At 42.9% G+C, this 26,607-nt stretch carries 12 protein-coding genes, 9 tRNA genes and 7 rRNA genes; 25 read left to right on the top strand and 3 right to left on the bottom strand.

Translation table 11 applies throughout. The features are described 5' to 3' along the window. The first annotated feature begins 14 nt into the window (after positions 1-14). The 19 genes from dusB to P3U61_RS10980 all read left to right on the top strand — a co-directional run bounded on the left by dusB (position 15) and on the right by P3U61_RS10980 (position 16,334). Complete coding sequence (gene dusB / locus P3U61_RS11070) at positions 15-1,007, top strand: tRNA dihydrouridine synthase DusB (RefSeq protein WP_014614788.1); 993 nt, start codon at positions 15-17, stop codon at positions 1,005-1,007. A 22-nt stretch (positions 1,008-1,029) separates the two neighbouring features. Continuing rightward, positions 1,030-2,517, top strand: coding sequence for a lysine--tRNA ligase (gene lysS, locus P3U61_RS11065; protein ID WP_015728597.1), 1,488 nt, complete (start codon positions 1,030-1,032; stop codon positions 2,515-2,517). Between the two features lie 411 nt (positions 2,518-2,928). Further along, positions 2,929-3,043 (top strand): 5S ribosomal RNA (rrf, locus tag P3U61_RS11060). A gap of 9 nt (positions 3,044-3,052) precedes the next feature. After that, positions 3,053-3,128, top strand: a tRNA-Val gene (locus P3U61_RS11055). A 2-nt stretch (positions 3,129-3,130) separates the two neighbouring features. After that, a tRNA-Thr gene (locus tag P3U61_RS11050) sits at positions 3,131-3,206 on the top strand. 6 nt (positions 3,207-3,212) lie between these two features. Continuing rightward, positions 3,213-3,288, top strand: a tRNA-Lys gene (locus P3U61_RS11045). A gap of 15 nt (positions 3,289-3,303) precedes the next feature. After that, positions 3,304-3,378 (top strand) — tRNA-Gly (locus P3U61_RS11040). Positions 3,379-3,386: 8 nt separating this feature from the next. Continuing rightward, a tRNA-Leu gene (locus P3U61_RS11035) sits at positions 3,387-3,475 on the top strand. 11 nt (positions 3,476-3,486) lie between these two features. Next, positions 3,487-3,563, top strand: a tRNA-Arg gene (locus P3U61_RS11030). Positions 3,564-3,572: 9 nt separating this feature from the next. Beyond that, positions 3,573-3,646 (top strand) — tRNA-Pro (locus P3U61_RS11025). A 17-nt stretch (positions 3,647-3,663) separates the two neighbouring features. Further along, positions 3,664-3,739 (top strand) — tRNA-Ala (locus tag P3U61_RS11020). Between the two features lie 133 nt (positions 3,740-3,872). After that, a 16S ribosomal RNA gene (locus P3U61_RS11015) occupies positions 3,873-5,424 on the top strand. A gap of 392 nt (positions 5,425-5,816) precedes the next feature. After that, positions 5,817-8,738 (top strand): 23S ribosomal RNA (locus P3U61_RS11010). Positions 8,739-8,819: 81 nt separating this feature from the next. Continuing rightward, a 5S ribosomal RNA gene (gene rrf / locus P3U61_RS11005) occupies positions 8,820-8,934 on the top strand. Between the two features lie 244 nt (positions 8,935-9,178). Further along, positions 9,179-10,730: ribosomal RNA gene (locus P3U61_RS11000) — 16S ribosomal RNA — on the top strand. Between the two features lie 104 nt (positions 10,731-10,834). Then, positions 10,835-10,911: transfer RNA gene (locus tag P3U61_RS10995), tRNA-Ile, on the top strand. Positions 10,912-11,200: 289 nt separating this feature from the next. Continuing rightward, a 23S ribosomal RNA gene (locus P3U61_RS10990) occupies positions 11,201-14,122 on the top strand. A gap of 81 nt (positions 14,123-14,203) precedes the next feature. Next, a 5S ribosomal RNA gene (gene rrf / locus P3U61_RS10985) occupies positions 14,204-14,318 on the top strand. Together the 16S, 23S and 5S rRNA genes with 9 tRNA genes alongside form the textbook arrangement of a ribosomal RNA operon. 87 nt (positions 14,319-14,405) lie before the next feature. Further along, on the top strand, positions 14,406-16,334 hold the full coding sequence (locus P3U61_RS10980; protein WP_099991752.1) for an FUSC family protein: 1,929 nt from the start codon (positions 14,406-14,408) through the stop codon (positions 16,332-16,334). A 53-nt stretch (positions 16,335-16,387) separates the two neighbouring features. On the opposite strand, the gene pdxR is transcribed toward P3U61_RS10980, so the two are convergent. Then, entirely contained in the window at positions 16,388-17,797 is a 1,410-nt protein-coding gene (gene pdxR, locus P3U61_RS10975; RefSeq protein ID WP_063284840.1) for a MocR-like pyridoxine biosynthesis transcription factor PdxR, read from the bottom strand. Positions 17,798-17,906: 109 nt separating this feature from the next. Here pdxR and pdxS point away from each other — a divergent pair, with 109 nt between their 5' ends. Beyond that, positions 17,907-18,794, top strand: a complete 888-nt coding sequence (pdxS, locus tag P3U61_RS10970; RefSeq protein ID WP_014614784.1) for a pyridoxal 5'-phosphate synthase lyase subunit PdxS — start codon at positions 17,907-17,909, stop codon at positions 18,792-18,794. 1 nt (position 18,795) lies between these two features. Beyond that, a complete protein-coding gene (pdxT, locus tag P3U61_RS10965) occupies positions 18,796-19,353 on the top strand; it encodes a pyridoxal 5'-phosphate synthase glutaminase subunit PdxT (RefSeq protein WP_014614783.1) in 558 nt (185 codons plus the stop codon). A 142-nt stretch (positions 19,354-19,495) separates the two neighbouring features. Here the strand turns inward: pdxT and P3U61_RS10960 are convergent, their stop codons facing one another. Beyond that, entirely contained in the window at positions 19,496-20,254 is a 759-nt protein-coding gene (locus tag P3U61_RS10960) for a trypsin-like serine peptidase (protein WP_063284841.1), read from the bottom strand. A 482-nt stretch (positions 20,255-20,736) separates the two neighbouring features. Next, positions 20,737-21,942 (bottom strand): NupC/NupG family nucleoside CNT transporter, encoded by a 1,206-nt coding sequence (locus P3U61_RS10955; protein WP_014614780.1) that lies wholly within the window; start codon positions 21,940-21,942, stop codon positions 20,737-20,739. A gap of 164 nt (positions 21,943-22,106) precedes the next feature. Between P3U61_RS10955 and P3U61_RS10950 the strand changes: the two genes are divergently transcribed. From P3U61_RS10950 to P3U61_RS10935, 4 genes are read left to right on the top strand one after another with little or no spacing between them, the layout of a single operon-like run. Then, positions 22,107-22,568 carry a CtsR family transcriptional regulator gene (locus tag P3U61_RS10950; RefSeq protein WP_014614779.1) on the top strand — a complete coding sequence of 154 codons (462 nt, stop codon included), beginning with the start codon at positions 22,107-22,109 and terminating at the stop codon, positions 22,566-22,568. 13 nt (positions 22,569-22,581) lie between these two features. Next, a complete protein-coding gene (locus P3U61_RS10945) occupies positions 22,582-23,112 on the top strand; it encodes a UvrB/UvrC motif-containing protein (protein WP_063284842.1) in 531 nt (176 codons plus the stop codon). Continuing rightward, positions 23,102-24,106: a protein arginine kinase gene (locus P3U61_RS10940; RefSeq protein WP_015728601.1), complete on the top strand. Its 1,005-nt coding sequence runs from the start codon at positions 23,102-23,104 to the stop codon at positions 24,104-24,106. The genes P3U61_RS10945 and P3U61_RS10940 overlap by 11 nt, the downstream gene beginning before the upstream one ends. A 15-nt stretch (positions 24,107-24,121) precedes the next feature. Then, positions 24,122-26,581: an ATP-dependent Clp protease ATP-binding subunit gene (locus tag P3U61_RS10935; protein WP_014614776.1), complete on the top strand. Its 2,460-nt coding sequence runs from the start codon at positions 24,122-24,124 to the stop codon at positions 26,579-26,581. The last annotated feature ends 26 nt before the right edge of the window (positions 26,582-26,607 follow it).

Here is a 26,607-nt window from a genome sequence, read left to right as displayed (position 1 = left end):
GGAGGAAATTTGAAATGTGGAAAATTGGCGACGTTGAAATTGAAAACAGAGTCGTGCTTGCGCCTATGGCAGGTGTGTGTAACTCAGCATTTCGACTTACTGTAAAAGAGTTCGGTGCCGGGCTAGTGTGCGCAGAAATGGTGAGCGATAAAGCGATTTTGTTTAACAACCCAAAAACGATGAAAATGTTATACATCGATGAAAATGAACGTCCATTATCGTTACAAATTTTTGGTGGTGAAAAAGAAACATTAGTCGAAGCTGCCGAATATGTAGATAAAAATACAACAGCTGACATTATTGATATTAATATGGGCTGTCCAGTATCAAAAATCATTAAATGTGAAGCGGGTGCACGTTGGTTATTAGATCCGAACAAAATTTATGAAATGGTGTCGGCGGTAACAGAACGTGTGAGCAAGCCTGTGACATGTAAAATGCGTATCGGCTGGGATGAGGACCATATCTTCGCCGTTGAAAATGCAAAAGCTGCTGAACGTGCTGGTGCTGCGGCGATTTCGCTACATGGTCGCACACGTGTTCAAATGTACGAAGGTAAGGCAGATTGGGATATTATTCGTCAAGTGAAAGAAGCAGTTAACATTCCTGTCATCGGTAATGGTGACGTTACGAGTCCAGAACTTGCTGAAAAGATGCTTAAAGAGACAGGTGTGGATGCAGTCATGATTGGACGTGAAGCATTAGGCAATCCATGGATGATTTATCGTACGGTGCATTATTTAGAAACAGGCGAGTTAATTGATGAGCCTCAAATCGACGAAAAAATTGAGATTGCTTTATTACACTTGAATCGTCTCGTAGATTTAAAAGGTGAAAAAGTGGGCGTTATGGAAATGCGCAAACACGCGTCATGGTACCTTAAAGGTGTCAGAGGCAATGGTAAAGCGCGTAAAGCATTAAACCAGGCAGAAACCTTAGCCGAAATGACTGAGATTTTAACAGAATTCCGTGATGAACAAATGGAAAAACAAAAAATAGAGGCATAAGAAGCGAAAAGGAGAGGTAAGCATGACAGAAGAATTGAATGACCAAATGCAGGTCCGTCGACAAAAATTACAAGAATTAAGAGACTTAGGGATTGATCCATTCGGTGAGAAGTTTGAGCGTACTGGAACTGCGGAAACGTTAAAAGCTCAATGGGATCAATACGCAAAAGAAGAACTTGCTGAAAAAGAAACGGAAAGTCATACGGTAATTGCAGGTCGTATTATGACAAAACGTGGTAAAGGTAAAGCAGGATTTGCGCACGTTCAAGATTTATCGGGTCAAATTCAAATTTATGTACGTAAAGACCAAGTGGGTGACGCACAATTTGGTATTTGGAATACTGCAGACTTAGGTGATATTGTCGGCGTTGAAGGTATTATGTTTAAAACAAATACTGGAGAATTATCAGTAAAAGCGAAGTCATTCAAACTTTTATCTAAAGCGTTACGTCCATTACCGGACAAACATCACGGTTTACAAGATATTGAACAACGCTACCGTCAACGTTATCTTGACTTAATTACCAACGAAGAAAGCACGCAAACATTTATTAATCGTAGCCGTATTCTTCAAGAAATGCGTAATTACCTTAATGAAAAAGGGTTTTTAGAAGTGGAAACACCAATGATGCATCAAATCGCAGGGGGTGCTGCAGCGAAGCCATTCGTGACACACCACAACGCATTGGATGCAACACTTTACATGCGTATTGCCATCGAACTACACCTTAAACGTTTAATCGTAGGTGGTTTGGAGAAAGTATATGAAATCGGACGTGTATTCCGTAACGAAGGTGTTTCTACACGTCATAACCCAGAATTTACGATGATTGAATTGTATGAAGCGTATGCAGATTACAAAGATATTATGTCATTAACTGAAGAATTAGTTGCACACATCGCTCGTCGCGTATTAGGTACAACTTCAGTTCAGTACGGTGATGAAACAATTAATTTAGAACCACAATGGCGTAGATTACACATGGTCGATGCCGTTAAAGAAGCGACAGGTGTAGACTTTTATGAAGTGAAATCAGACAAAGAAGCACACGAATTAGCGAAAGCACATGGTATTGAAGTAGATGATAATATGAAGTATGGTCACATTCTAAATGAATTTTTCGAACAAAAAGTAGAAGAAACTTTAATTCAACCGACATTCATTTATGGTCATCCAATTGAAATCTCTCCTTTAGCTAAGAAGAACCCTGAAGATCCACGTTTCACTGATCGCTTTGAGTTGTTTATTGTAGGTCGCGAACATGCGAATGCGTTCACAGAATTAAATGACCCAATCGATCAACGTCAACGCTTTGAAGCACAATTAGTAGAAAAAGAGCAAGGTAACGACGAAGCACATGAAATGGATGAGGATTTCATTGAGGCATTAGAATACGGTATGCCGCCAACAGGTGGATTAGGTATCGGTATTGACCGCCTCGTGATGTTATTAACGAATTCTCCATCTATTCGTGACGTGTTATTATTCCCATATATGCGCCAAAAATAAGATGTATTATTAATCGCTTGTACATTGTCTATTCAGTGTACAGGCGTTTTTTAGCTTTAGTAAAGGAGAAAAGGATGAACACGAGGGACACTTCATATTGCGATGTGTAGAGGAGAGAATACTATGATGCATGGTGAATGGATATGGCGAGACTAGGTTGGTTTCACATGTGGTGGGCACAGAAATGGTCATGCAAATCGGTTTGAATTTATTTTAAAAAAAGGTGTTAAAAAGTGTTGACTTTGAAAAGATAATTGAGTATTATATAAAAGTCGTCAAATTGAACGGCAAAACAAATTTAAAATGTTTGTAAAAAACTTAAACAAAGTGTAAAATTAACTATTGAAAAGTATTTGCAAAACATGTATTATAAAAAGGTAGCCGATAAGCTACTTAATAAAATAATTATTGTCTGGTGACAATGGCAAAGAGGTCACACCTGTTCCCATGCCGAACACAGAAGTTAAGCTCTTTAGCGCCGATGGTAGTCGGACTTACGTTCCGCGAGAGTAGGACGTTGCCAGGCATTACATATGGAGAATTAGCTCAGCTGGGAGAGCATCTGCCTTACAAGCAGAGGGTCGGCGGTTCGATCCCGTCATTCTCCACCATTGCCGGCCTAGCTCAATTGGTAGAGCAACTGACTTGTAATCAGTAGGTTGGGGGTTCAAGTCCTCTGGCCGGCACCATTTTATGAGCCATTAGCTCAGTTGGTAGAGCATCTGACTTTTAATCAGAGGGTCAGAGGTTCGAATCCTCTATGGCTCACCATTCGAATACTATTGAGCAGAAGTAGTTCAGCGGTAGAATACGACCTTGCCAAGGTCGGGGTCGCGGGTTCGAATCCCGTCTTCTGCTCCATTATTTTTGCCGGGGTGGCGGAACTGGCAGACGCACAGGACTTAAAATCCTGCGGTGAGAGATCACCGTACCGGTTCGATTCCGGTCCTCGGCACCATCTTTAATTATGCGCCCGTAGCTCAATTGGATAGAGCGTTTGACTACGGATCAAAAGGTTATGGGTTCGACTCCTATCGGGCGCGCCATCTTAATAACGGGAAGTAGCTCAGCTTGGTAGAGCACTTGGTTTGGGACCAAGGGGTCGCAGGTTCAAATCCTGTCTTCCCGACTTCTGTAAAATAACATGGGGGCTTAGCTCAGCTGGGAGAGCGCCTGCTTTGCACGCAGGAGGTCAGCGGTTCGATCCCGCTAGTCTCCACCATTATATATTTGAAATGAACATTGAAAACTGAATGACAATATGTCAACGTTAATTCCAATAATTTGAGTACTTCAAAAGTACTTTCGAGAGTGATTGACTTAAACAATCAACGAGCTATATCAAGCTTACTTCTTTTATGGAGAGTTTGATCCTGGCTCAGGATGAACGCTGGCGGCGTGCCTAATACATGCAAGTCGAGCGAACAGATAAGGAGCTTGCTCCTTTGACGTTAGCGGCGGACGGGTGAGTAACACGTGGGTAACCTACCTATAAGACTGGAATAACTCCGGGAAACCGGGGCTAATGCCGGATAACATGTTGAACCGCATGGTTCTACAGTGAAAGACGGTCTTGCTGTCACTTATAGATGGACCCGCGCCGTATTAGCTAGTTGGTGGGGTAACGGCCTACCAAGGCGACGATACGTAGCCGACCTGAGAGGGTGATCGGCCACACTGGAACTGAGACACGGTCCAGACTCCTACGGGAGGCAGCAGTAGGGAATCTTCCGCAATGGGCGAAAGCCTGACGGAGCAACGCCGCGTGAGTGATGAAGGTCTTCGGATCGTAAAGCTCTGTTGTTAGGGAAGAACAAATGTGTAAGTAACTGTGCACATCTTGACGGTACCTAACCAGAAAGCCACGGCTAACTACGTGCCAGCAGCCGCGGTAATACGTAGGTGGCAAGCGTTATCCGGAATTATTGGGCGTAAAGCGCGCGTAGGCGGTTTTTTAAGTCTGATGTGAAAGCCCACGGCTCAACCGTGGAGGGTCATTGGAAACTGGAAAACTTGAGTGCAGAAGAGGAAAGTGGAATTCCATGTGTAGCGGTGAAATGCGCAGAGATATGGAGGAACACCAGTGGCGAAGGCGGCTTTCTGGTCTGCAACTGACGCTGATGTGCGAAAGCGTGGGGATCAAACAGGATTAGATACCCTGGTAGTCCACGCCGTAAACGATGAGTGCTAAGTGTTAGGGGGTTTCCGCCCCTTAGTGCTGCAGCTAACGCATTAAGCACTCCGCCTGGGGAGTACGGTCGCAAGACTGAAACTCAAAGGAATTGACGGGGACCCGCACAAGCGGTGGAGCATGTGGTTTAATTCGAAGCAACGCGAAGAACCTTACCAAATCTTGACATCCTTTGACCGCTCTAGAGATAGAGTTTTCCTCTTCGGAGGACAAAGTGACAGGTGGTGCATGGTTGTCGTCAGCTCGTGTCGTGAGATGTTGGGTTAAGTCCCGCAACGAGCGCAACCCTTGAACTTAGTTGCCATCATTCAGTTGGGCACTCTAAGTTGACTGCCGGTGACAAACCGGAGGAAGGTGGGGATGACGTCAAATCATCATGCCCCTTATGATTTGGGCTACACACGTGCTACAATGGACAATACAAAGGGCAGCGAAACCGCGAGGTCAAGCAAATCCCATAAAGTTGTTCTCAGTTCGGATTGTAGTCTGCAACTCGACTACATGAAGCTGGAATCGCTAGTAATCGTAGATCAGCATGCTACGGTGAATACGTTCCCGGGTCTTGTACACACCGCCCGTCACACCACGAGAGTTTGTAACACCCGAAGCCGGTGGAGTAACCATTTTGGAGCTAGCCGTCGAAGGTGGGACAAATGATTGGGGTGAAGTCGTAACAAGGTAGCCGTATCGGAAGGTGCGGCTGGATCACCTCCTTTCTAAGGATAATATACGGAATATCACCATCAGGTGATAAGCGAATTAACGTGACATATTGTATTCAGTTTTGAATGCTCATTCATTTGAGGGTTCAGAATGATTTGTACATTGAAAACTAGATAAGTAAGTATAGATTTTACCAAGCAAAACCGAGTGACAAGCGTTTAAAAGCTTGAAACAAAAAATTATCGCTAGTCGTCAAATGACGACTCACATAATTAATAACTGGTGATTTTGGAAAAAATTGTATTTCGGTAGACGACATGATGTTTTGAAAACGTTTGTCAGTCTATGAATCACAAGCATGAGCGAAGGCGCTTACTGCGCGTAAGTAACTGAGTGAATGTGAAGTGATGAAGCCGAATGCGAACGTTTGCCAAAATATCATATAGATTAAGTTATTAAGGGCGCACGGTGGATGCCTTGGCACTAGAAGCCGACGAAGGACGTTACTAACGACGATATGCTTTGGGGAGCTGTAAGTAAGCTTTGATCCAGAGATTTCTGAATGGGGAAACCCAGCACGAGTTATGTCGTGTTATCTGCATGTGAATACATAGCATGCAAGAAGGCAGACCCGGAGAACTGAAACATCTTAGTACCCGGAGGAAGAGAAAGAAAAATCGATTCCCTGAGTAGCGGCGAGCGAAACGGGAAGAGCCCAAACCAATAAGCTTGCTTATTGGGGTTGTAGGACACTCTGTACGGAGTTACAAAAGAATTTGTTAGACGAATAACCTGGAAAGGTTAATCATAGAAGGTAATAATCCTGTAGTCGAAAACGAATTCTCTCTTGAGTGGATCCTGAGTACGACGGAGCACGTGAAATTCCGTCGGAATCTGGGAGGACCATCTCCTAAGGCTAAATACTCTCTAGTGACCGATAGTGAACCAGTACCGTGAGGGAAAGGTGAAAAGTACCCCGGAAGGGGAGTGAAAGAGAACTTGAAACCGTGTGCTTACAAGTAGTCAGAGCCCGTTAATGGGTGATGGCGTGCCTTTTGTAGAATGAACCGGCGAGTTACGATCTGATGCAAGGTTAAGCAGAAAATGTGGAGCCGTAGCGAAAGCGAGTCTGAATAGGGCGAATGAGTATTTGGTCGTAGACCCGAAACCAGGTGATCTACCCTTGGTCAGGTTGAAGTTCAGGTAACACTGAATGGAGGACCGAACCGACTTACGTTGAAAAGTGAGCGGATGAACTGAGGGTAGCGGAGAAATTCCAATCGAACTTGGAGATAGCTGGTTCTCTCCGAAATAGCTTTAGGGCTAGCCTCAAGTGATGATTATTGGAGGTAGAGCACTGTTTGGACGAGGGGCCCCTCTCGGGTTACCGAATTCAGACAAACTCCGAATGCCAAATAATTTAACTTGGGAGTCAGAATGTGGGTGATAAGGTCCATATTCGAAAGGGAAACAGCCCAGACCACCAGCTAAGGTCCCAAAATATATGTTAAGTGGAAAAGGATGTGGCGTTGCCCAGACAACTAGGATGTTGGCTTAGAAGCAGCCATCATTTAAAGAGTGCGTAATAGCTCACTAGTCGAGTGACACTGCGCCGAAAATGTACCGGGGCTAAACATATTACCGAAGCTGTGGATTGTCCATTGGACAATGGTAGGAGAGCGTTCTAAGGGCGTTGAAGCATGATCGCAAGGACATGTGGAGCGCTTAGAAGTGAGAATGCCGGTGTGAGTAGCGAAAGACGGGTGAGAATCCCGTCCACCGATTGACTAAGGTTTCCAGAGGAAGGCTCGTCCGCTCTGGGTTAGTCGGGTCCTAAGCTGAGGCCGACAGGCGTAGGCGATGGATAACAGGTTGATATTCCTGTACCACCATTATTCGTTTTAAGCGATGGGGGGACGCAGTAGGATAGGCGAAGCGTGCTGTTGGAGTGCACGTCCAAGCAGTGAGATTGAGTGTTAGGCAAATCCGGCACTCTTAAGATTGAGCTGTGATGGGGAGAGGAACTTGTTCCTCGAGTCGTTGATTTCACACTGCCGAGAAAAGCCTCTAGCTAGAATAACGGTGCCCGTACCGCAAACCGACACAGGTAGTCAAGATGAGAATTCTAAGGTGAGCGAGCGAACTCTCGTTAAGGAACTCGGCAAAATGACCCCGTAACTTCGGGAGAAGGGGTGCTCTTTGAGGTTCACGCTTCGAAGAGCCGCAGTGAATAGGCCCAAGCGACTGTTTATCAAAAACACAGGTCTCTGCTAAACCGTAAGGTGACGTATAGGGGCTGACGCCTGCCCGGTGCTGGAAGGTTAAGAGGAGTGGTTAGCGCAAGCGAAGCTACGAATCGAAGCCCCAGTAAACGGCGGCCGTAACTATAACGGTCCTAAGGTAGCGAAATTCCTTGTCGGGTAAGTTCCGACCCGCACGAAAGGCGTAACGATTTGGGCACTGTCTCAACGAGAGACTCGGTGAAATCATAGTACCGGTGAAGATGCCGGTTACCCGCGACAGGACGGAAAGACCCCGTGGAGCTTTACTGTAGCCTGATATTGAAATTCGGTACAGTTTGTACAGGATAGGTAGGAGCCTTAGAAGCGTGAGCGCTAGCTTACGTGGAGGCATTGGTGGGATACTACCCTAATTGTATTGGATTTCTAACCCGCAGCACTTATCGTGCTGGGAGACAGTGTCAGGCGGGCAGTTTGACTGGGGCGGTCGCCTCCTAAAGAGTAACGGAGGCGCTCAAAGGTTCCCTCAGAATGGTTGGAAATCATTCATAGAGTGTAAAGGCATAAGGGAGCTTGACTGCGAGACCTACAAGTCGAGCAGGGTCGAAAGACGGACTTAGTGATCCGGTGGTTCCGCATGGAAGGGCCATCGCTCAACGGATAAAAGCTACCCCGGGGATAACAGGCTTATCTCCCCCAAGAGTTCACATCGACGGGGAGGTTTGGCACCTCGATGTCGGCTCATCGCATCCTGGGGCTGTAGTCGGTCCCAAGGGTTGGGCTGTTCGCCCATTAAAGCGGTACGCGAGCTGGGTTCAGAACGTCGTGAGACAGTTCGGTCCCTATCCGTCGTGGGCGTAGGAAATTTGAGAGGAGCTGTCCTTAGTACGAGAGGACCGGGATGGACATACCTCTGGTGTACCAGTTGTCGTGCCAACGGCATAGCTGGGTAGCTATGTATGGACGGGATAAGTGCTGAAAGCATCTAAGCATGAAGCCCCCCTCGAGATGAGATTTCCCAACTTCGGTTATAAGATCCCTCAAAGATGATGAGGTGAATAGGTTCGAGGTGGAAGCGTAGCGATACGTGGAGCTGACGAATACTAATCGATCGAAGACTTAATCAATATAATTGTTCATAAGGTAATGCTTGTGATAAATATACTTACTATCTAGTTTTGAATGTATAACATTCAATCATATTTTTGTTTGGTGACTATGGCAAAGAGGTCACACCTGTTCCCATGCCGAACACAGAAGTTAAGCTCTTTAGCGCCGATGGTAGTCGGACTTACGTTCCGCGAGAGTAGGACGTTGCCAAGCAAAACTTTTATCATGACCAAGCGGTCATTTTTTCTTGGGAAAATTAGAAAAAATAATAAAAGTTGTTGACTTTTTAACAAGAACTATGTATAATTAATTCTTGTCGAGTCGAAAAAGAAATGACATGAACATTGAAAACTGAATGACAATATGTCAACGTTAATTCCAATAATTTGAGTACTTCAAAAGTACTTTCGAGAGTGATTGACTTAAACAATCAACGAGCTATATCAAGCTTACTTCTTTTATGGAGAGTTTGATCCTGGCTCAGGATGAACGCTGGCGGCGTGCCTAATACATGCAAGTCGAGCGAACAGATAAGGAGCTTGCTCCTTTGACGTTAGCGGCGGACGGGTGAGTAACACGTGGGTAACCTACCTATAAGACTGGAATAACTCCGGGAAACCGGGGCTAATGCCGGATAACATGTTGAACCGCATGGTTCTACAGTGAAAGACGGTCTTGCTGTCACTTATAGATGGACCCGCGCCGTATTAGCTAGTTGGTGGGGTAACGGCCTACCAAGGCGACGATACGTAGCCGACCTGAGAGGGTGATCGGCCACACTGGAACTGAGACACGGTCCAGACTCCTACGGGAGGCAGCAGTAGGGAATCTTCCGCAATGGGCGAAAGCCTGACGGAGCAACGCCGCGTGAGTGATGAAGGTCTTCGGATCGTAAAGCTCTGTTGTTAGGGAAGAACAAATGTGTAAGTAACTGTGCACATCTTGACGGTACCTAACCAGAAAGCCACGGCTAACTACGTGCCAGCAGCCGCGGTAATACGTAGGTGGCAAGCGTTATCCGGAATTATTGGGCGTAAAGCGCGCGTAGGCGGTTTTTTAAGTCTGATGTGAAAGCCCACGGCTCAACCGTGGAGGGTCATTGGAAACTGGAAAACTTGAGTGCAGAAGAGGAAAGTGGAATTCCATGTGTAGCGGTGAAATGCGCAGAGATATGGAGGAACACCAGTGGCGAAGGCGGCTTTCTGGTCTGCAACTGACGCTGATGTGCGAAAGCGTGGGGATCAAACAGGATTAGATACCCTGGTAGTCCACGCCGTAAACGATGAGTGCTAAGTGTTAGGGGGTTTCCGCCCCTTAGTGCTGCAGCTAACGCATTAAGCACTCCGCCTGGGGAGTACGGTCGCAAGACTGAAACTCAAAGGAATTGACGGGGACCCGCACAAGCGGTGGAGCATGTGGTTTAATTCGAAGCAACGCGAAGAACCTTACCAAATCTTGACATCCTTTGACCGCTCTAGAGATAGAGTTTTCCTCTTCGGAGGACAAAGTGACAGGTGGTGCATGGTTGTCGTCAGCTCGTGTCGTGAGATGTTGGGTTAAGTCCCGCAACGAGCGCAACCCTTGAACTTAGTTGCCATCATTCAGTTGGGCACTCTAAGTTGACTGCCGGTGACAAACCGGAGGAAGGTGGGGATGACGTCAAATCATCATGCCCCTTATGATTTGGGCTACACACGTGCTACAATGGACAATACAAAGGGCAGCGAAACCGCGAGGTCAAGCAAATCCCATAAAGTTGTTCTCAGTTCGGATTGTAGTCTGCAACTCGACTACATGAAGCTGGAATCGCTAGTAATCGTAGATCAGCATGCTACGGTGAATACGTTCCCGGGTCTTGTACACACCGCCCGTCACACCACGAGAGTTTGTAACACCCGAAGCCGGTGGAGTAACCATTTTGGAGCTAGCCGTCGAAGGTGGGACAAATGATTGGGGTGAAGTCGTAACAAGGTAGCCGTATCGGAAGGTGCGGCTGGATCACCTCCTTTCTAAGGATAATATACGGAATATCACTATTAGGTGATAAGCGAATTAACGTGACATATTGTATTCAGTTTTGAATGCTCATTCATTGAGAATTCAAAATTCAAATGGGCCTATAGCTCAGCTGGTTAGAGCGCACGCCTGATAAGCGTGAGGTCGGTGGTTCGAGTCCACTTAGGCCCACCATTTGAAATTGTACATTGAAAACTAGATAAGTAAGTATAGATTTTACCAAGCAAAACCGAGTGACAAGCGTTTAAAAGCTTGAAACAAAAAATTATCGCTAGTCGTCAAATGACGACTCACATAATTAATAACTGGTGATGGTAAACATCGTATTTTTGATTGTACAAACGTTTATGAAAACGCTTGTCAGTCAACGCATTTCTTGATGAGCGCAGTGAAGTTTACTTCTCGTAAATGAACAAGCGAAGAAAGAAATAAGATAGAATGCGAGCGTTTATCATAACGTTTAGATTAAGTTATTAAGGGCGCACGGTGGATGCCTTGGCACTAGAAGCCGATGAAGGACGTTACTAACGACGATATGCTTTGGGGAGCTGTAAGTAAGCTTTGATCCAGAGATTTCCGAATGGGGAAACCCAGCACGAGTTATGTCGTGTTATCTGCATGTGAATACATAGCATGCAAGAAGGCAGACCCGGAGAACTGAAACATCTTAGTACCCGGAGGAAGAGAAAGAAAAATCGATTCCCTGAGTAGCGGCGAGCGAAACGGGAAGAGCCCAAACCAATAAGCTTGCTTATTGGGGTTGTAGGACACTCTGTACGGAGTTACAAAAGAATTTGTTAGACGAATAACCTGGAAAGGTTAATCAGAGAAGGTAATAATCCTGTAGTCGAAAGCGAATTCTCTCTTGAGTGGATCCTGAGTACGACGGAGCACGTGAAATTCCGTCGGAATCTGGGAGGACCATCTCCTAAGGCTAAATACTCTCTAGTGACCGATAGTGAACCAGTACCGTGAGGGAAAGGTGAAAAGTACCCCGGAAGGGGAGTGAAAGAGAACTTGAAACCGTGTGCTTACAAGTAGTCAGAGCCCGTTAATGGGTGATGGCGTGCCTTTTGTAGAATGAACCGGCGAGTTACGATCTGATGCAAGGTTAAGCAGAAAATGTGGAGCCGTAGCGAAAGCGAGTCTGAATAGGGCGAATGAGTATTTGGTCGTAGACCCGAAACCAGGTGATCTACCCTTGGTCAGGTTGAAGTTCAGGTAACACTGAATGGAGGACCGAACCGACTTACGTTGAAAAGTGAGCGGATGAACTGAGGGTAGCGGAGAAATTCCAATCGAACTTGGAGATAGCTGGTTCTCTCCGAAATAGCTTTAGGGCTAGCCTCAAGTGATGATTATTGGAGGTAGAGCACTGTTTGGACGAGGGGCCCCTCTCGGGTTACCGAATTCAGACAAACTCCGAATGCCAAATAATTTAACTTGGGAGTCAGAATGTGGGTGATAAGGTCCATATTCGAAAGGGAAACAGCCCAGACCACCAGCTAAGGTCCCAAAATATATGTTAAGTGGAAAAGGATGTGGCGTTGCCCAGACAACTAGGATGTTGGCTTAGAAGCAGCCATCATTTAAAGAGTGCGTAATAGCTCACTAGTCGAGTGACACTGCGCCGAAAATGTACCGGGGCTAAACATATTACCGAAGCTGTGGATTGTCCATTGGACAATGGTAGGAGAGCGTTCTAAGGGCGTTGAAGCATGATCGCAAGGACATGTGGAGCGCTTAGAAGTGAGAATGCCGGTGTGAGTAGCGAAAGACGGGTGAGAATCCCGTCCACCGATTGACTAAGGTTTCCAGAGGAAGGCTCGTCCGCTCTGGGTTAGTCGGGTCCTAAGCTGAGGCCGACAGGCGTAGGCGATGGATAACAGGTTGATATTCCTGTACCACCATTATTCGTTTTAAGCGATGGGGGGACGCAGTAGGATAGGCGAAGCGTGCTGTTGGAGTGCACGTCCAAGCAGTGAGATTGAGTGTTAGGCAAATCCGGCACTCTTAAGATTGAGCTGTGATGGGGAGAGGAACTTGTTCCTCGAGTCGTTGATTTCACACTGCCGAGAAAAGCCTCTAGCTAGAATAACGGTGCCCGTACCGCAAACCGACACAGGTAGTCAAGATGAGAATTCTAAGGTGAGCGAGCGAACTCTCGTTAAGGAACTCGGCAAAATGACCCCGTAACTTCGGGAGAAGGGGTGCTCTTTGAGGTTCACGCTTCGAAGAGCCGCAGTGAATAGGCCCAAGCGACTGTTTATCAAAAACACAGGTCTCTGCTAAACCGTAAGGTGACGTATAGGGGCTGACGCCTGCCCGGTGCTGGAAGGTTAAGAGGAGTGGTTAGCGCAAGCGAAGCTACGAATCGAAGCCCCAGTAAACGGCGGCCGTAACTATAACGGTCCTAAGGTAGCGAAATTCCTTGTCGGGTAAGTTCCGACCCGCACGAAAGGCGTAACGATTTGGGCACTGTCTCAACGAGAGACTCGGTGAAATCATAGTACCGGTGAAGATGCCGGTTACCCGCGACAGGACGGAAAGACCCCGTGGAGCTTTACTGTAGCCTGATATTGAAATTCGGTACAGTTTGTACAGGATAGGTAGGAGCCTTAGAAGCGTGAGCGCTAGCTTACGTGGAGGCATTGGTGGGATACTACCCTAATTGTATTGGATTTCTAACCCGCAGCACTTATCGTGCTGGGAGACAGTGTCAGGCGGGCAGTTTGACTGGGGCGGTCGCCTCCTAAAGAGTAACGGAGGCGCTCAAAGGTTCCCTCAGAATGGTTGGAAATCATTCATAGAGTGTAAAGGCATAAGGGAGCTTGACTGCGAGACCTACAAGTCGAGCAGGGTCGAAAGACGGACTTAGTGATCCGGTGGTTCCGCATGGAAGGGCCATCGCTCAACGGATAAAAGCTACCCCGGGGATAACAGGCTTATCTCCCCCAAGAGTTCACATCGACGGGGAGGTTTGGCACCTCGATGTCGGCTCATCGCATCCTGGGGCTGTAGTCGGTCCCAAGGGTTGGGCTGTTCGCCCATTAAAGCGGTACGCGAGCTGGGTTCAGAACGTCGTGAGACAGTTCGGTCCCTATCCGTCGTGGGCGTAGGAAATTTGAGAGGAGCTGTCCTTAGTACGAGAGGACCGGGATGGACATACCTCTGGTGTACCAGTTGTCGTGCCAACGGCATAGCTGGGTAGCTATGTATGGACGGGATAAGTGCTGAAAGCATCTAAGCATGAAGCCCCCCTCGAGATGAGATTTCCCAACTTCGGTTATAAGATCCCTCAAAGATGATGAGGTGAATAGGTTCGAGGTGGAAGCGTAGCGATACGTGGAGCTGACGAATACTAATCGATCGAAGACTTAATCAATATAATTGTTCATAAGGTAATGCTTGTGATAAATATACTTACTATCTAGTTTTGAATGTATAACATTCAATCATATTTTTGTTTGGTGACTATGGCAAAGAGGTCACACCTGTTCCCATGCCGAACACAGAAGTTAAGCTCTTTAGCGCCGATGGTAGTCGGACTTACGTTCCGCGAGAGTAGGACGTTGCCAAGCAGAAATAAAACGCATAGGATGCGATGAGCCGAATTGAGACCCTTTAGTAGGTCTCTTTTTTTTATTTAAACAAAGGTGGTGTCTGTCATGTTGACTTATTTCAAAAATGTCGCACATATCGATGTTGATAAAATCGATTTACAACGTGGTTTACGTCAAGGGTTATTAATGTTTTTACCTTTACTCTATGGCTTGATGTTTCATGATTTTTCAAGTGCCTTATTAGCAACGATTGGCACTTTTGCAAGTATTTATGTTTTCAAAGGAACATTTAATTCGCGCTTGCGTTCAGTCACTTTCGCAGCCATTGGTTTAGTTGTAACGATGATGATCGGGACATTAACCGCAAGTACGCCTTTGCTTTTTGGCATCTTTTTGTTAATTGTTGCTGTTGTGCCGTTTTATGTTTTTAATACTTTAAATATCCCTGGTCCTTCTTCTACGTTTTTTATTATTGCCTATAGTTTGGCAAGCGTTATGCCCCCTGATCCGCATGCATTTTTATGGAGAGGGGCTATTGTAGGTATCGGTGGTCTTCTTGCGCTTATATTTGTGCTCATCGAAATTAAGATAGGTCATGAGCAACCTGAATTTAGTGCGGTGTCTAAAGAGTTCAAGGAGATTCAAGCATTGATTCACCATTTTAATGAGCAAGTGACGTTTAATGCCTTGACCAAAACGACCGTGCAAACCTTGATTTCAACTTCTGAAATTCTTCAAACTTCAAGATCGGTATTGAAGAGAAAGTCTGTAGAAGTACAGCGGTTGTCATTGCTACATCGTACTGCTGAAGGGGTATATTCAGAACTACTTGAATTGAATGCAAAAGGTCATCGTCCCATCCCCCCTATTATAAATGAAATGATGACAGACGTTGTGCACCGTATTACGCAAAGGCAAACGTCAAAAAATGTTTGGAGAAAAGAAGTTAATGTACCTACTGCATTTGAAGAACTAGTAGGTTTAATTTTTAAGGTGGATGAAATGATTGATGCGCCTGATGAACAAGTTAAAAAACATGTGACACGACAATCTCCACAATATATAAGAAGGTTACGTTATCACTTAACACCGGAGTCGATGCATTTTATTTCAGCTGCGAAATATTCAGTCATCATCGGTATCGCCATTTTTGTGGCACTGATATTTAACTTTGAACGTGCTTACTGGATTCCGTTAAGTGCGCATACGGTTCTTCTTGGTGGTACGACGATTGCAAGTATTGAACGTGCTGGTGCAAGATGGATTGGGACGCTTATTGGTATTGGCATTGTGATTGGCTTTTTACTTCTAGAACCCAATAGTTTAATGGTGGTCATTGTGCTTAGTTTAAGTGGTGCGATTACTGAAATTTTAGTCGGTGCCAATTATGCGCTTGCGATGTTGGCAATTACGGTTCAAGTCATTTTATTAGGTGGTTTGGCTCAAGGGAGCTTGACGTTTGCTATTGCGATTCCACGTTTATTAGATACAACAGTGGGGGTAGGGCTTGCGATTATTGGTGTGATGATTATTGGGAGAAGACTTGCTTCTAAACGTTTACCGGAATTTATGGCAGATGTGACACGCATTGAAGCCCGAATTTTCCATACGTTATTTTCGAATGTACATTACAATGTCGAATATTTTCGTCAAAGGGAAAAACTGAGACTGAAAATTAATATTGAGAATATGCAAGTGATGTATCGTTATGCGTATGGTGAGTTGTTATCGAACAAGAAAAGAACGCAATATTTTTATCCTGCGATGTTTATTCTTGAACAAATGAGCTTTAAGTTAATGCAAGTGATGGAGATCCAGAAGCGCATGTTGATTAGTGAAGAGGCTATGGGGCAGTATTTGGTTGTATTTGAGAATATCGCTAAATTATTAGAGCAAGGTCAGCGTCCAGAGAAGGTTGTGACGCTACCTGAAATGAATCATTACGCACAACTGAGACGTTCACTGATGCAATTGCAAGAAATTGAGTTGTACGACTATCAGAATGTGAGAAACCCACACTTATTGAAAGATTAAACGTAAAAAAGACATGCTCGGCTGAATGAAATGTTCAGTCGAGCATGTCTTTTTTATATGCAATATTCTTCTTTAAAACAAGTGATGAGTCTTTCTATATGCGTTTCTAAATTTTCTATTGGTATCCCACCAAAGCCTACTACAAAACGAGGGGCGGTCTCTTGTTGATGGTAGACGTATTGGGAAAGGGGCTTCATATCGATATCAAATCGTTGTAATTGCTCAAGACACTGTTGTTCTGACCAGCCATTTTTAATCGTAATAATTAAATGCATACCTGTTTTTTCACCAGAAACTTCAAAAATGGATGGATACTTTTGTAGTTGTTGTAAAATAATGTCTCGCTTTTGACGATAAATTTTTCTCATGCGATTTAAATGGCGTTCAAATTGATTCGTCTCCATAAAGGTGGTCACCATAAATTGCGTATGGCGTGGTACGGTGCCACCCTCAATGTTTTCGGCTTGCTGATAATGATGTAACAACGCTTCTGGCAACACGGCGTAAGCAATCCGAATTGTTGGAGAGATGGACTTTGAAAATGTACTCACATAAATAACGCTACCTGTTTGATCTAAACTTTGTAGGGCTGGAATAGGTTTACCTTCATACCGAAATTCTGAGTCATAATCATCTTCAATAATATAGCGATGTGGGTCTTCACTGGCCCATTTCAGAAGACGCATCCGCTTTTTGAGGCTCATCGTCACACCTGTTGGAAATTGATGACTTGGTGTAATGTAAACGATATGATGTGACGCATTTTCAACCGTATTCATCGCGATGCCATCGTTTTCCACGGGCACAAACTGATAAGGAATATGTTTACGGGTTAAAAGCTGATGGACTTGAGGGTAAATCGGGTCCTCTAACATCATTCCTTTAGGTCCTGGCAGTAAATCTGTAATGATAGACAGCAACTGCTCTGTAGACGAAGCGACAATGACTTGCTCGGGTGTGGATTGAACCCCACGACTATGAAATAAATAGCGACTAATTTGTGCACGTAAAGTGTAATCGCCTTGTTTATGTCCAGGTTCAACGAGATAAAACTGTAATTCTTCAAATGCTTCCTTCGCATATTTCCGAAATTGTTCGAAAGGGAAGTGCGCTTGATCAATCATTCCTAAGTTAAATGCATAAGCTTGTTCAGTCGTCGGGCTTTGATATGTAGGCAATGTTGGGCGTGATGTCTTTTTAGTGAACGGCAATGTTTCGATGTCACTGACGAAAAAGCCTGATTTCGGTTGACTATAAATATAACCTTCATCGACAAGTTGCGCATAGGCATTTTCCACGGTCGTTTGACTGACTGACAAATATTGACTCAGTTGACGTTTAGAAGGTAACTTTTCGCCTTCATGCATACGTCCATTCATAATACTTTGTTTAATGTTTTCGTATAATTGAATATAAATCGGCTGCCCTTCTCGTTTATTAATATGAAACATCAACATTTCCATCATCGCACCTCAATCTGACCCTTTAATATTTTGCGTTTCTGACACTTTAAGCGGTTCAGATAATAGTATAAGCTACATGTGTAAATAATAAAAGGGGGTTTCATCACCTATGTCTAAACAAGTCGGATCAGAACGTGTTAAACGAGGAATGGCAGAAATGCAAAAAGGCGGCGTAATTATGGACGTCGTGAATGCAGAACAAGCGAAAATTGCGGAAGAAGCAGGTGCGGTTGCAGTGATGGCACTTGAACGTGTCCCATCAGATATTCGTGCAGCAGGTGGCGTTGCGCGTGCATGTAATCCATCTATTGTAGAAGAAGTTATGAATGCTGTATCTATTCCGGTAATGGCGAAATGTCGTATCGGTCATATTACAGAAGCAAGAGTATTAGAAGCAATGGGTGTAGACTACATTGATGAGTCAGAAGTGTTAACACCTGCAGATGAAGTGTTCCATTTGAAAAAAGATGAATATACAGTGCCATTCGTTTGTGGCTGCCGTAACTTAGGTGAAGCAGCGCGTCGTATCGGTGAAGGTGCTGCGATGTTACGTACGAAAGGTGAACCAGGTACAGGGAATATCGTAGAAGCGGTACGTCATATGCGCCAAGTGAATCAAGAAGTGAAACGTATCACAGTAATGAGTGATGACGAATTGATGACTGAAGCGAAAAACTTAGGCGCGCCATATGAAATCTTAAAAGACATTAAAAAGCATGGTCGTTTACCAGTCGTGAACTTTGCGGCAGGTGGCGTGGCAACACCTCAAGATGCGGCATTAATGATGGAATTAGGTGCTGACGGTGTATTCGTAGGTTCAGGTATTTTTAAATCTGAAGACCCAGAAACATTTGCTAAAGCGATTGTACAAGCGACGACACATTACCAAGATTATAAATTAATTGGTGAGTTAGCGAAAAAACTAGGTACAGCAATGAAAGGTATCGATATTAATCAACTTTCATTAGAAGAACGTATGCAAGAGCGTGGTTGGTAAAATGAAAATCGGTGTATTAGCTTTGCAAGGTGCGGTACGTGAACATATCCGTCATATTGAACTTGCGGGTCATGAAGGTGTCGCAATTAAAAAAGTTGAACAATTAGAAGAAATCGATGGCTTAATTATCCCTGGTGGCGAATCGACAACTTTACGCCGTCTCATGAATCTTTATGGTTTTAAAGAGGCGTTACGTGCATCACAATTACCTATGTTTGGTACGTGTGCAGGCTTAATTGTCCTTGCGAAAGATATCGTAGGCGAAGAAGGCTATCTGCAAAAGTTAGATATTACAGTAGAGCGTAATTCATTTGGGCGCCAAGTCGATAGTTTCGAGTCTGAACTACACATTAAAGGTATTGATCAACCGATTGAAGGTGTTTTTATTCGTGCACCCCATATTCAATCAACAGAAGCAGCCGTTGATGTATTAGGGACGATTGATGACAAAATTATCGCTGTACAACAAGGTCGTTATTTAGGCGTATCGTTCCACCCAGAATTAACAGATGATTATCGCATGACACAATATTTTATAGAACATGTGATGCAGCAGTAGGAATAGATAAAAGTAGGCTAGGACTTTCAAATGGTCCTAGCCTTTACTGTTGTAAAACGATATGGTGTGTATAAAGAATTGGGTAAATCCCCCAATTACGTTTTCATACAAACATGGTGAGGTGTCACTTTAGATTACGGATTTATTGAACAGGATTTTCTAAAATATCTTTTTTACCTTTGTACCATCGAGCGATATCTTTCGTTATGGGTTCCAAGATTGCATTTTTATCGTCATCTCCTCCTTTGACCAATATGCCAACCAATTGGTCATTATCTTCTAAAAATACAGAGGAGCCAGATTGGCCACCGTATGCAGGTAAGTTTGTTTTAATAAAATCACTATTCGCGAAAGTGATTTCTCCTGTGAATCTATATTGTTTATGAGCGTGGTAGTTATATGGATATCCATATGAATATACTTTTTTTCCAACCATTTTTTTTAATTCGTCATCTGTGAAACCTTGAAGTTTTATTTCAGTTTGTGCGAAATCTCTTTGATAATGAATATAGTCCTTACTTTTCCCGCTATCTTGACCATATATAAAGGCGATATCTTTGTCGTTATAAGGATTAAATAAAGATATGGACATTGATCCAAAAGGTGTTGATAGTCCTGATTGAGCAGGGTATACCGTACCGACCGATCCTTCTAGAAAGCCGTCGCCACAATGTGCGGCAGTGAGTCCAAAGTTAGAAGTCAACATTGTAGTAGTACACGGCAGACCTTTTGGACCTTGGAAGATTGCTGTTCTCTTTGCGAGCGGATCATTTTGAATATCTTCCACGAGGATTTTCGTTCCTTCTTCTGCGCCCCAAACATTCGCAGCGTTAGTGCCCGTCATGCCGATAGTTGTTAAAAGTAAAAATGTTGAACTGAATTTTAAAAATGATTTTTTCATTGTTGTCTTCCTTTTCTATGATTTATTTGTATTAAACTAGTCCGTTAATTCTGTATGTATTGATGATGCCTTTTAAATAAAGTTGAAGTCCTCATTTGTTGCATATTTGATAAAAATATTTTCCTAATGATTTATTAAAAAATAAAAATACACAATCACATGTTTAAATTATATAATGATTATCTGATTTAATCCACTTAAATTTAAAAAAGTATTTATGTTATTTGATAATAGAGAAAAATTGTACTATATTTTAGCGTACTATGGACATTTCTTTAACAATCAAAATAATACTGCCTAAATGTTTCACTAAAAATCCGAGATGTTCATAATAAAAAATGAAAATGCTTCTTTAACAATTGAATCTGTCGCCCAACTAAAATGGTTTGAAAATGCACAACAAAAAAGAGACTCAGCCATCATGACTCAGTCTCTTAATATGTGTTATATTTGTTTATCTTTTCCCATACTTTAGATGCAGCTTACAAGAAAAAGCCTGCGATTGCTGCGGATACGAATGATACGAGTGTTGCACCGAATAATAATTTTAATCCGAAACGTGCTACCATGTCGCCTTTTTCGTCATTTAATGATTTGATAGCACCTGAGATGATACCGATTGAGCTGAAGTTAGCAAACGATACTAAGAATACCGACACGATACCTAATGAACGTTCTGATAAACCAGATGCTTTGCCGAGTTCAGTCATCGCTACGAACTCATTAGATAATAGTTTTGTTGCCATGATCGAGCCAGCTTCTACTGCATCACTCCATGGAATACCTGTTAAGAAAGCAAGTGGTGCAAAGATAAAGCCGATTAATGTTTGGAAGTTCCAATCTAATGCGCCGCCAGAAATGAGGCTAATGAGACCACCAACAAGTCCATTCAATAATGAGATGAGGGCGATATAACCGATTAACATCGCGCCGACGATTACAGCGACTTTAAATCCATCTAAAATGTATTCCCCTAACATTTCAAAGAAGGATTGCTTTTTCTTTTCTTCTTCAAGCAATAACTTATCTTCTTCTTCATCCACTTTATAAGGGTTAATAATGGAAGCAATGATAAACCCACCTAATAAGTTAAGGACGACCGCAGTTACCACATATTTAGGTTGTACTAATGTGAAGTACGCACCAATAATCGATGCAGACACAGTGGACATCGCCGAAGCTGTTAATGTATACAAACGTTGCTTCGTAATGTAAGGTAATTGTTTTTTAAGTGAAATAAATACCTCTGATTGTCCAAGGATGGCTGCAGCAACAGCGTTGTATGATTCTAAACGTCCCATGCCATTAATTTTTGAGATTAAGAAACCTAAAATATTAATAATTAAAGGCAATATTTTTGTATATTGTAAAATACCAATTAAGGCAGAAATGAAAACGATAGGTAATAAAACGCTTAAGAAAAATGACATTTGACCGTTATTGACAAGACCACCGAAAACAAAATCAATACCGACACCGGCTTGTTTGAGTAAGTAACCGAATCCTGTTGCGATACCACCTACAATGGTAATCCCAATTTTTGTTTTCAGTAAAGCATATGCTAAGATGAGCTGAATAACAAACATAATACCAATGTATTTCCAACGTATGCCCTTTTTATCAGAACTTCCAATAAAAGCGAGGGCTAAGAAAACACCAATCCCGATGACCCCAATTAAAATATGCATGTGTGTTCCACCTCTATTTTTTCTAAATAATTTTTACTAAGACTATCATACAACAAAAATGTAAGCAGTAACATAACTATTTATCAAATTTAAAATCAAATTGGTTGAAAAAGGTCAAAGTGGGTTCTATAATATAGTCAAAGATGGTCAAAAGGGGTGATACCATGCATAATATGTCTGACATCATAGAACAGTACATTAAGCAATTATTTGAAGAGGCACAAGATGATGTAGTTGAAATTCAACGTGCCAATATTGCACAACGTTTTGATTGTGTACCATCTCAGTTGAATTATGTTATTAAGACGCGCTTTACTAACGAACACGGTTATGAAATTGAAAGTAAACGCGGCGGCGGTGGTTATATTCGGATCACAAAAGTTGAAACGAAAGATCAAAACAATTACATTAAACGTTTAATGGAGTTGATTGGTCCGGCCCTTTCTCAACAACAAGCTTTGTATATTATTGATGGCTTGCGTGAAAATCAATTAATTACGGACCGAGAAGCAAAAATGATTGCGGCGGTGGTGGATCGGGAAACATTAAAAATGGATGTCGCGTCGAGAGATATTATCCGTGCAAATATTTTAAAACGGTTACTTCCCGTAATTAATTATTATTAGAAGGTGATGTGCAATGAAAATCGATAAGCGTGAACTTGATAAACATCAAAACAAACACCTTGAATTTCATCCTATTCAAGCGTACGATCAATCAGGTTATGATCAATCTGACGAACAATGGCATGAAGGTGATGACGTTGAAGGCACATTCGTCATTCAACAAATTTTGCAACATTTGGCAGCAAAACATGGTCTGAATGTGGATCAAGTTGTTTATCGAGAGCAAAAACGCTGTCCGAACTGTCAAATGACGTTGAAGGACATTGCACATGTCGGCAAATTCGGCTGCGCGCAATGTTACGAAACATTTAAAGAAGACGTGTATGACATTGTGAGACGTGTCCAAGGCGGTCATATCGAACATTCAGGGAAATGTCCGAAGTCATCACAGCATAAACGTGCGCTGAAAAAGCAACTAGAAGAAAAACGTGCACGCCTTGAATTATTAGTCGCGCAACAAGCCTTTGAAGAAGCGGCGATTGTGCGTGATGAGATTCAAGCACTTGAGCAACAAAGCGAGGTGTCCCAACAAGATGATGCATAATTTAGACCAACATATGAGTGATTGGATGAAAAAGGTGAATGCGCAACCGGTCATTATGTCCTCGCGTATTCGTTTAGCACGTAACCTTGAAAATTATGTGCACCCACTCATGTTTCCATCTGAAGCTGAGGGACATCGCGTCATTAATGAGGTGCAAGATGTATTAACAGACTTAAATGTACTCCGCTTAGATGAGCTCGACCAGTTGAGTAAATATAAGCTAGTAGCCAAACACTTAATCAGTCCTGAGTTGACGAAACAACCGGCATCTGCAGTACTGTTGAATGAAGATGAGTCGGTAAGTGTGATGGTGAATGAAGAGGATCATATTCGTATACAAGCAATGGGCAATGATTTGTCATTAAATGAACTTTATCAAAAAGCATCTGCTATAGATGATATATTAGATCGTACGTTACAAATCAGTTATGACGAGCAACTCGGTTATTTAACAACGTGTCCAACGAATGTCGGTACAGGGATGCGTGCGAGTGTCATGTTGCATTTGCCTGGTTTATCCATTATGAAACGGATGAACCGCATTGCGCAGACGATTAACCGTTTTGGCTTTACGATTCGAGGGATTTATGGTGAAGGCTCACAAGTTTATGGCCATATTTATCAAGTTTCAAATCAGCTGACGTTGGGAAAAAGTGAGCAAGAGATTATTGATGCTTTAACAGAATTAGTTGATCAAATTATTCACGAAGAACTGGCTTTACGTGAGCGATTAAATGAACACAATCATACCGAGACATTAGATAGAATATATCGTTCTTTGGGTATATTGAAGTATAGTCGTTTAATTTCGGTGGAAGAAGCGTCCCACCGTTTAAGTGATATTAAGTTGGGCGTCGATTTAGGCATTTTAGATATGGAAGATTTTCGATTTAATGAATTAATGGTCGCGATACAGTCACCATTTTTGATAGATGAGACAGATGAACAATCTATTGAAGCAAAACGAGCAGAGATTTTAAGAACATATATATAAATAGGAGGTTGGCATATGTTATTTGGAAGATTAACAGAACGTGCGCAACGTGTACTCGCGCATGCACAAGAAGAAGCAATTCGTTTAAACCATTCGAATATTGGGACGGAACATTTATTACTCGGGTTAATGAAAGAACCTGAAGGCATTGCTGCAAAAGTATTAGAAAGCTTTGACATTACAGAAGATAAAGTGATTGAAGAGGTTGAAAAACTCATTGGCCATGGTCAAGAGCAAATGGGTGCTTTACACTATACACCACGTGCCAAAAAAGTAATCGAACTTTCTATGGACGAAGCACGTAAGTTACAACACAACTTCGTCGGTACTGAACACATCTTGTTAGGTTTAATCCGCGAAAATGAAGGTGTTGCCGCACGTGTATTTGCAAACCTAGACCTCAATATTACAAAAGCACGTGCACAAGTGGTGAAAGCGTTAGGTAGCCCAGAAATGTCTAATAAAAATGCACAATCTGCAAAATCAAATAACACACCGACATTAGATGGCCTAGCGCGTGATTTAACAGTGATTGCTAGAGATGGTACTTTAGATCCAGTTGTAGGTCGTAATTCAGAAATTACACGTGTGATTGAAGTGTTGAGTCGTCGCACAAAAAATAATCCTGTGTTGATTGGTGAACCTGGTGTTGGTAAAACAGCGATTGCTGAAGGTTTGGCGCAAGCAATTGTCAACAACGAAGTACCAGAAACGTTGAAAGGTAAACGTGTCATGTCATTAGATATGGGGACTGTTGTGGCTGGTACAAAATATCGTGGTGAATTTGAAGAACGTTTGAAAAAAGTTATGGAAGAAATTCATCATGCGGGCAATGTGATTCTGTTCATTGACGAAATGCATACGCTCATTGGTGCAGGTGGTGCAGAAGGTGCGATTGATGCGTCTAATATTTTAAAACCAGCGCTTGCACGTGGTGAATTACAATGTATCGGTGCGACAACTTTAGATGAATACCGTAAGCATATTGAAAAAGATGCTGCACTTGAGCGTCGTTTCCAACCTGTTCAAGTCAATGAACCAAGCGTGGCAGATACAATTGCAATCTTAAAAGGTTTACGAGATCGTTACGAAGCGCACCATAGAATTAATATTTCAGATGAAGCGGTGGAAGCGGCAGCAAAATTAAGTGATCGATACGTACAAGACCGTTTCTTACCAGATAAAGCGATTGACTTGATTGATGAAGCTAGTTCAAAAGTGCGCTTGAAAAGCCATACAACACCAACGAACTTAAAAGAAATTGAACAACAAATCGAGCAAGTGAAAAAAGAAAAAGATGCAGCAGTGCACGCACAAGAATTCGAAAATGCTGCAAACTTACGTGACAAACAAACAAAACTTGAAAAACAATATGAAGAAGCAAAAAACGAATGGCAAAATCATCAAGGGGGCCAACATACAACACTAGTTGCTGAAGATATTGCTGAAGTGATCGCAGGTTGGACAGGTATCCCATTAACACGCTTGAATGAAACGGAGTCAGAACGTTTACTGAATTTAGAAGATACATTGCATGAGCGAGTAATCGGACAAAATGATGCGGTAATCGCTATTTCTAAAGCAGTACGCCGTGCGCGTGCAGGCTTGAAAGATCCGAAACGTCCAATCGGAAGCTTCATCTTCTTAGGGCCAACAGGTGTCGGTAAAACAGAACTTGCACGTGCTTTAGCTGAAGCGATGTTTGGTGAAGAAGATGCGATGATTCGTGTTGATATGAGTGAGTTCATGGAGAAACATGCGGTGAGTCGTCTTGTTGGGGCGCCTCCTGGATATGTTGGTCACGATGATGGTGGTCAATTGACTGAAAAAGTACGTCGCAAACCATATTCTGTTATCTTGTTTGATGAGATTGAAAAAGCACACCCAGATGTCTTTAACATTCTTTTACAAGTATTAGATGATGGACATTTGACTGATACAAAAGGCCGTCGTGTGGATTTTAGAAATACAGTGATTATTATGACATCCAATGTCGGGGCGCAAGAACTTCAAGACCAACGTTTTGCAGGTTTCGGTGGTAGTTCAGAAGGTCAAGACTATGAAACAATTCGCAAAACGATGATGAAGGAACTGAAAAGTGCATTCCGTCCTGAGTTCTTGAACCGTGTGGATGACACGATTGTTTTCCATAAATTAAATAAAGACGAATTGAAAGAAATCGTTACAATGATGGTCGGCAAATTGACGAGTCGTCTTTCTGAACAAAACATTAATGTACGTGTGACAGAAGCGGCGAAAGACAAGATTGCTGAAGAAGGCTACGACCCAGAGTATGGTGCACGTCCATTGATTCGTGCGATCCAAAAAACGGTTGAAGATAACTTGAGTGAATTGATTTTAGAAGGTAAAGAGTTAGAAGGTAAAAATGTGACTGTAGACTATGATGGAGAAACATTCCAATATGATATTCATGAACGTGAAACGAATGAAGATAAGGAAGTCACAGAATCATAAGTTACTCGATTAAAGCAGTGAAGGCA

Source organism: Staphylococcus pseudintermedius (assembly GCF_034042775.1).
GTDB classification, from domain to species: domain Bacteria; phylum Bacillota; class Bacilli; order Staphylococcales; family Staphylococcaceae; genus Staphylococcus; species Staphylococcus pseudintermedius.
The sequence above is the reverse complement of the archived record's forward strand: the minus strand, read 5'-3'. Positions and strand labels throughout refer to the sequence as shown.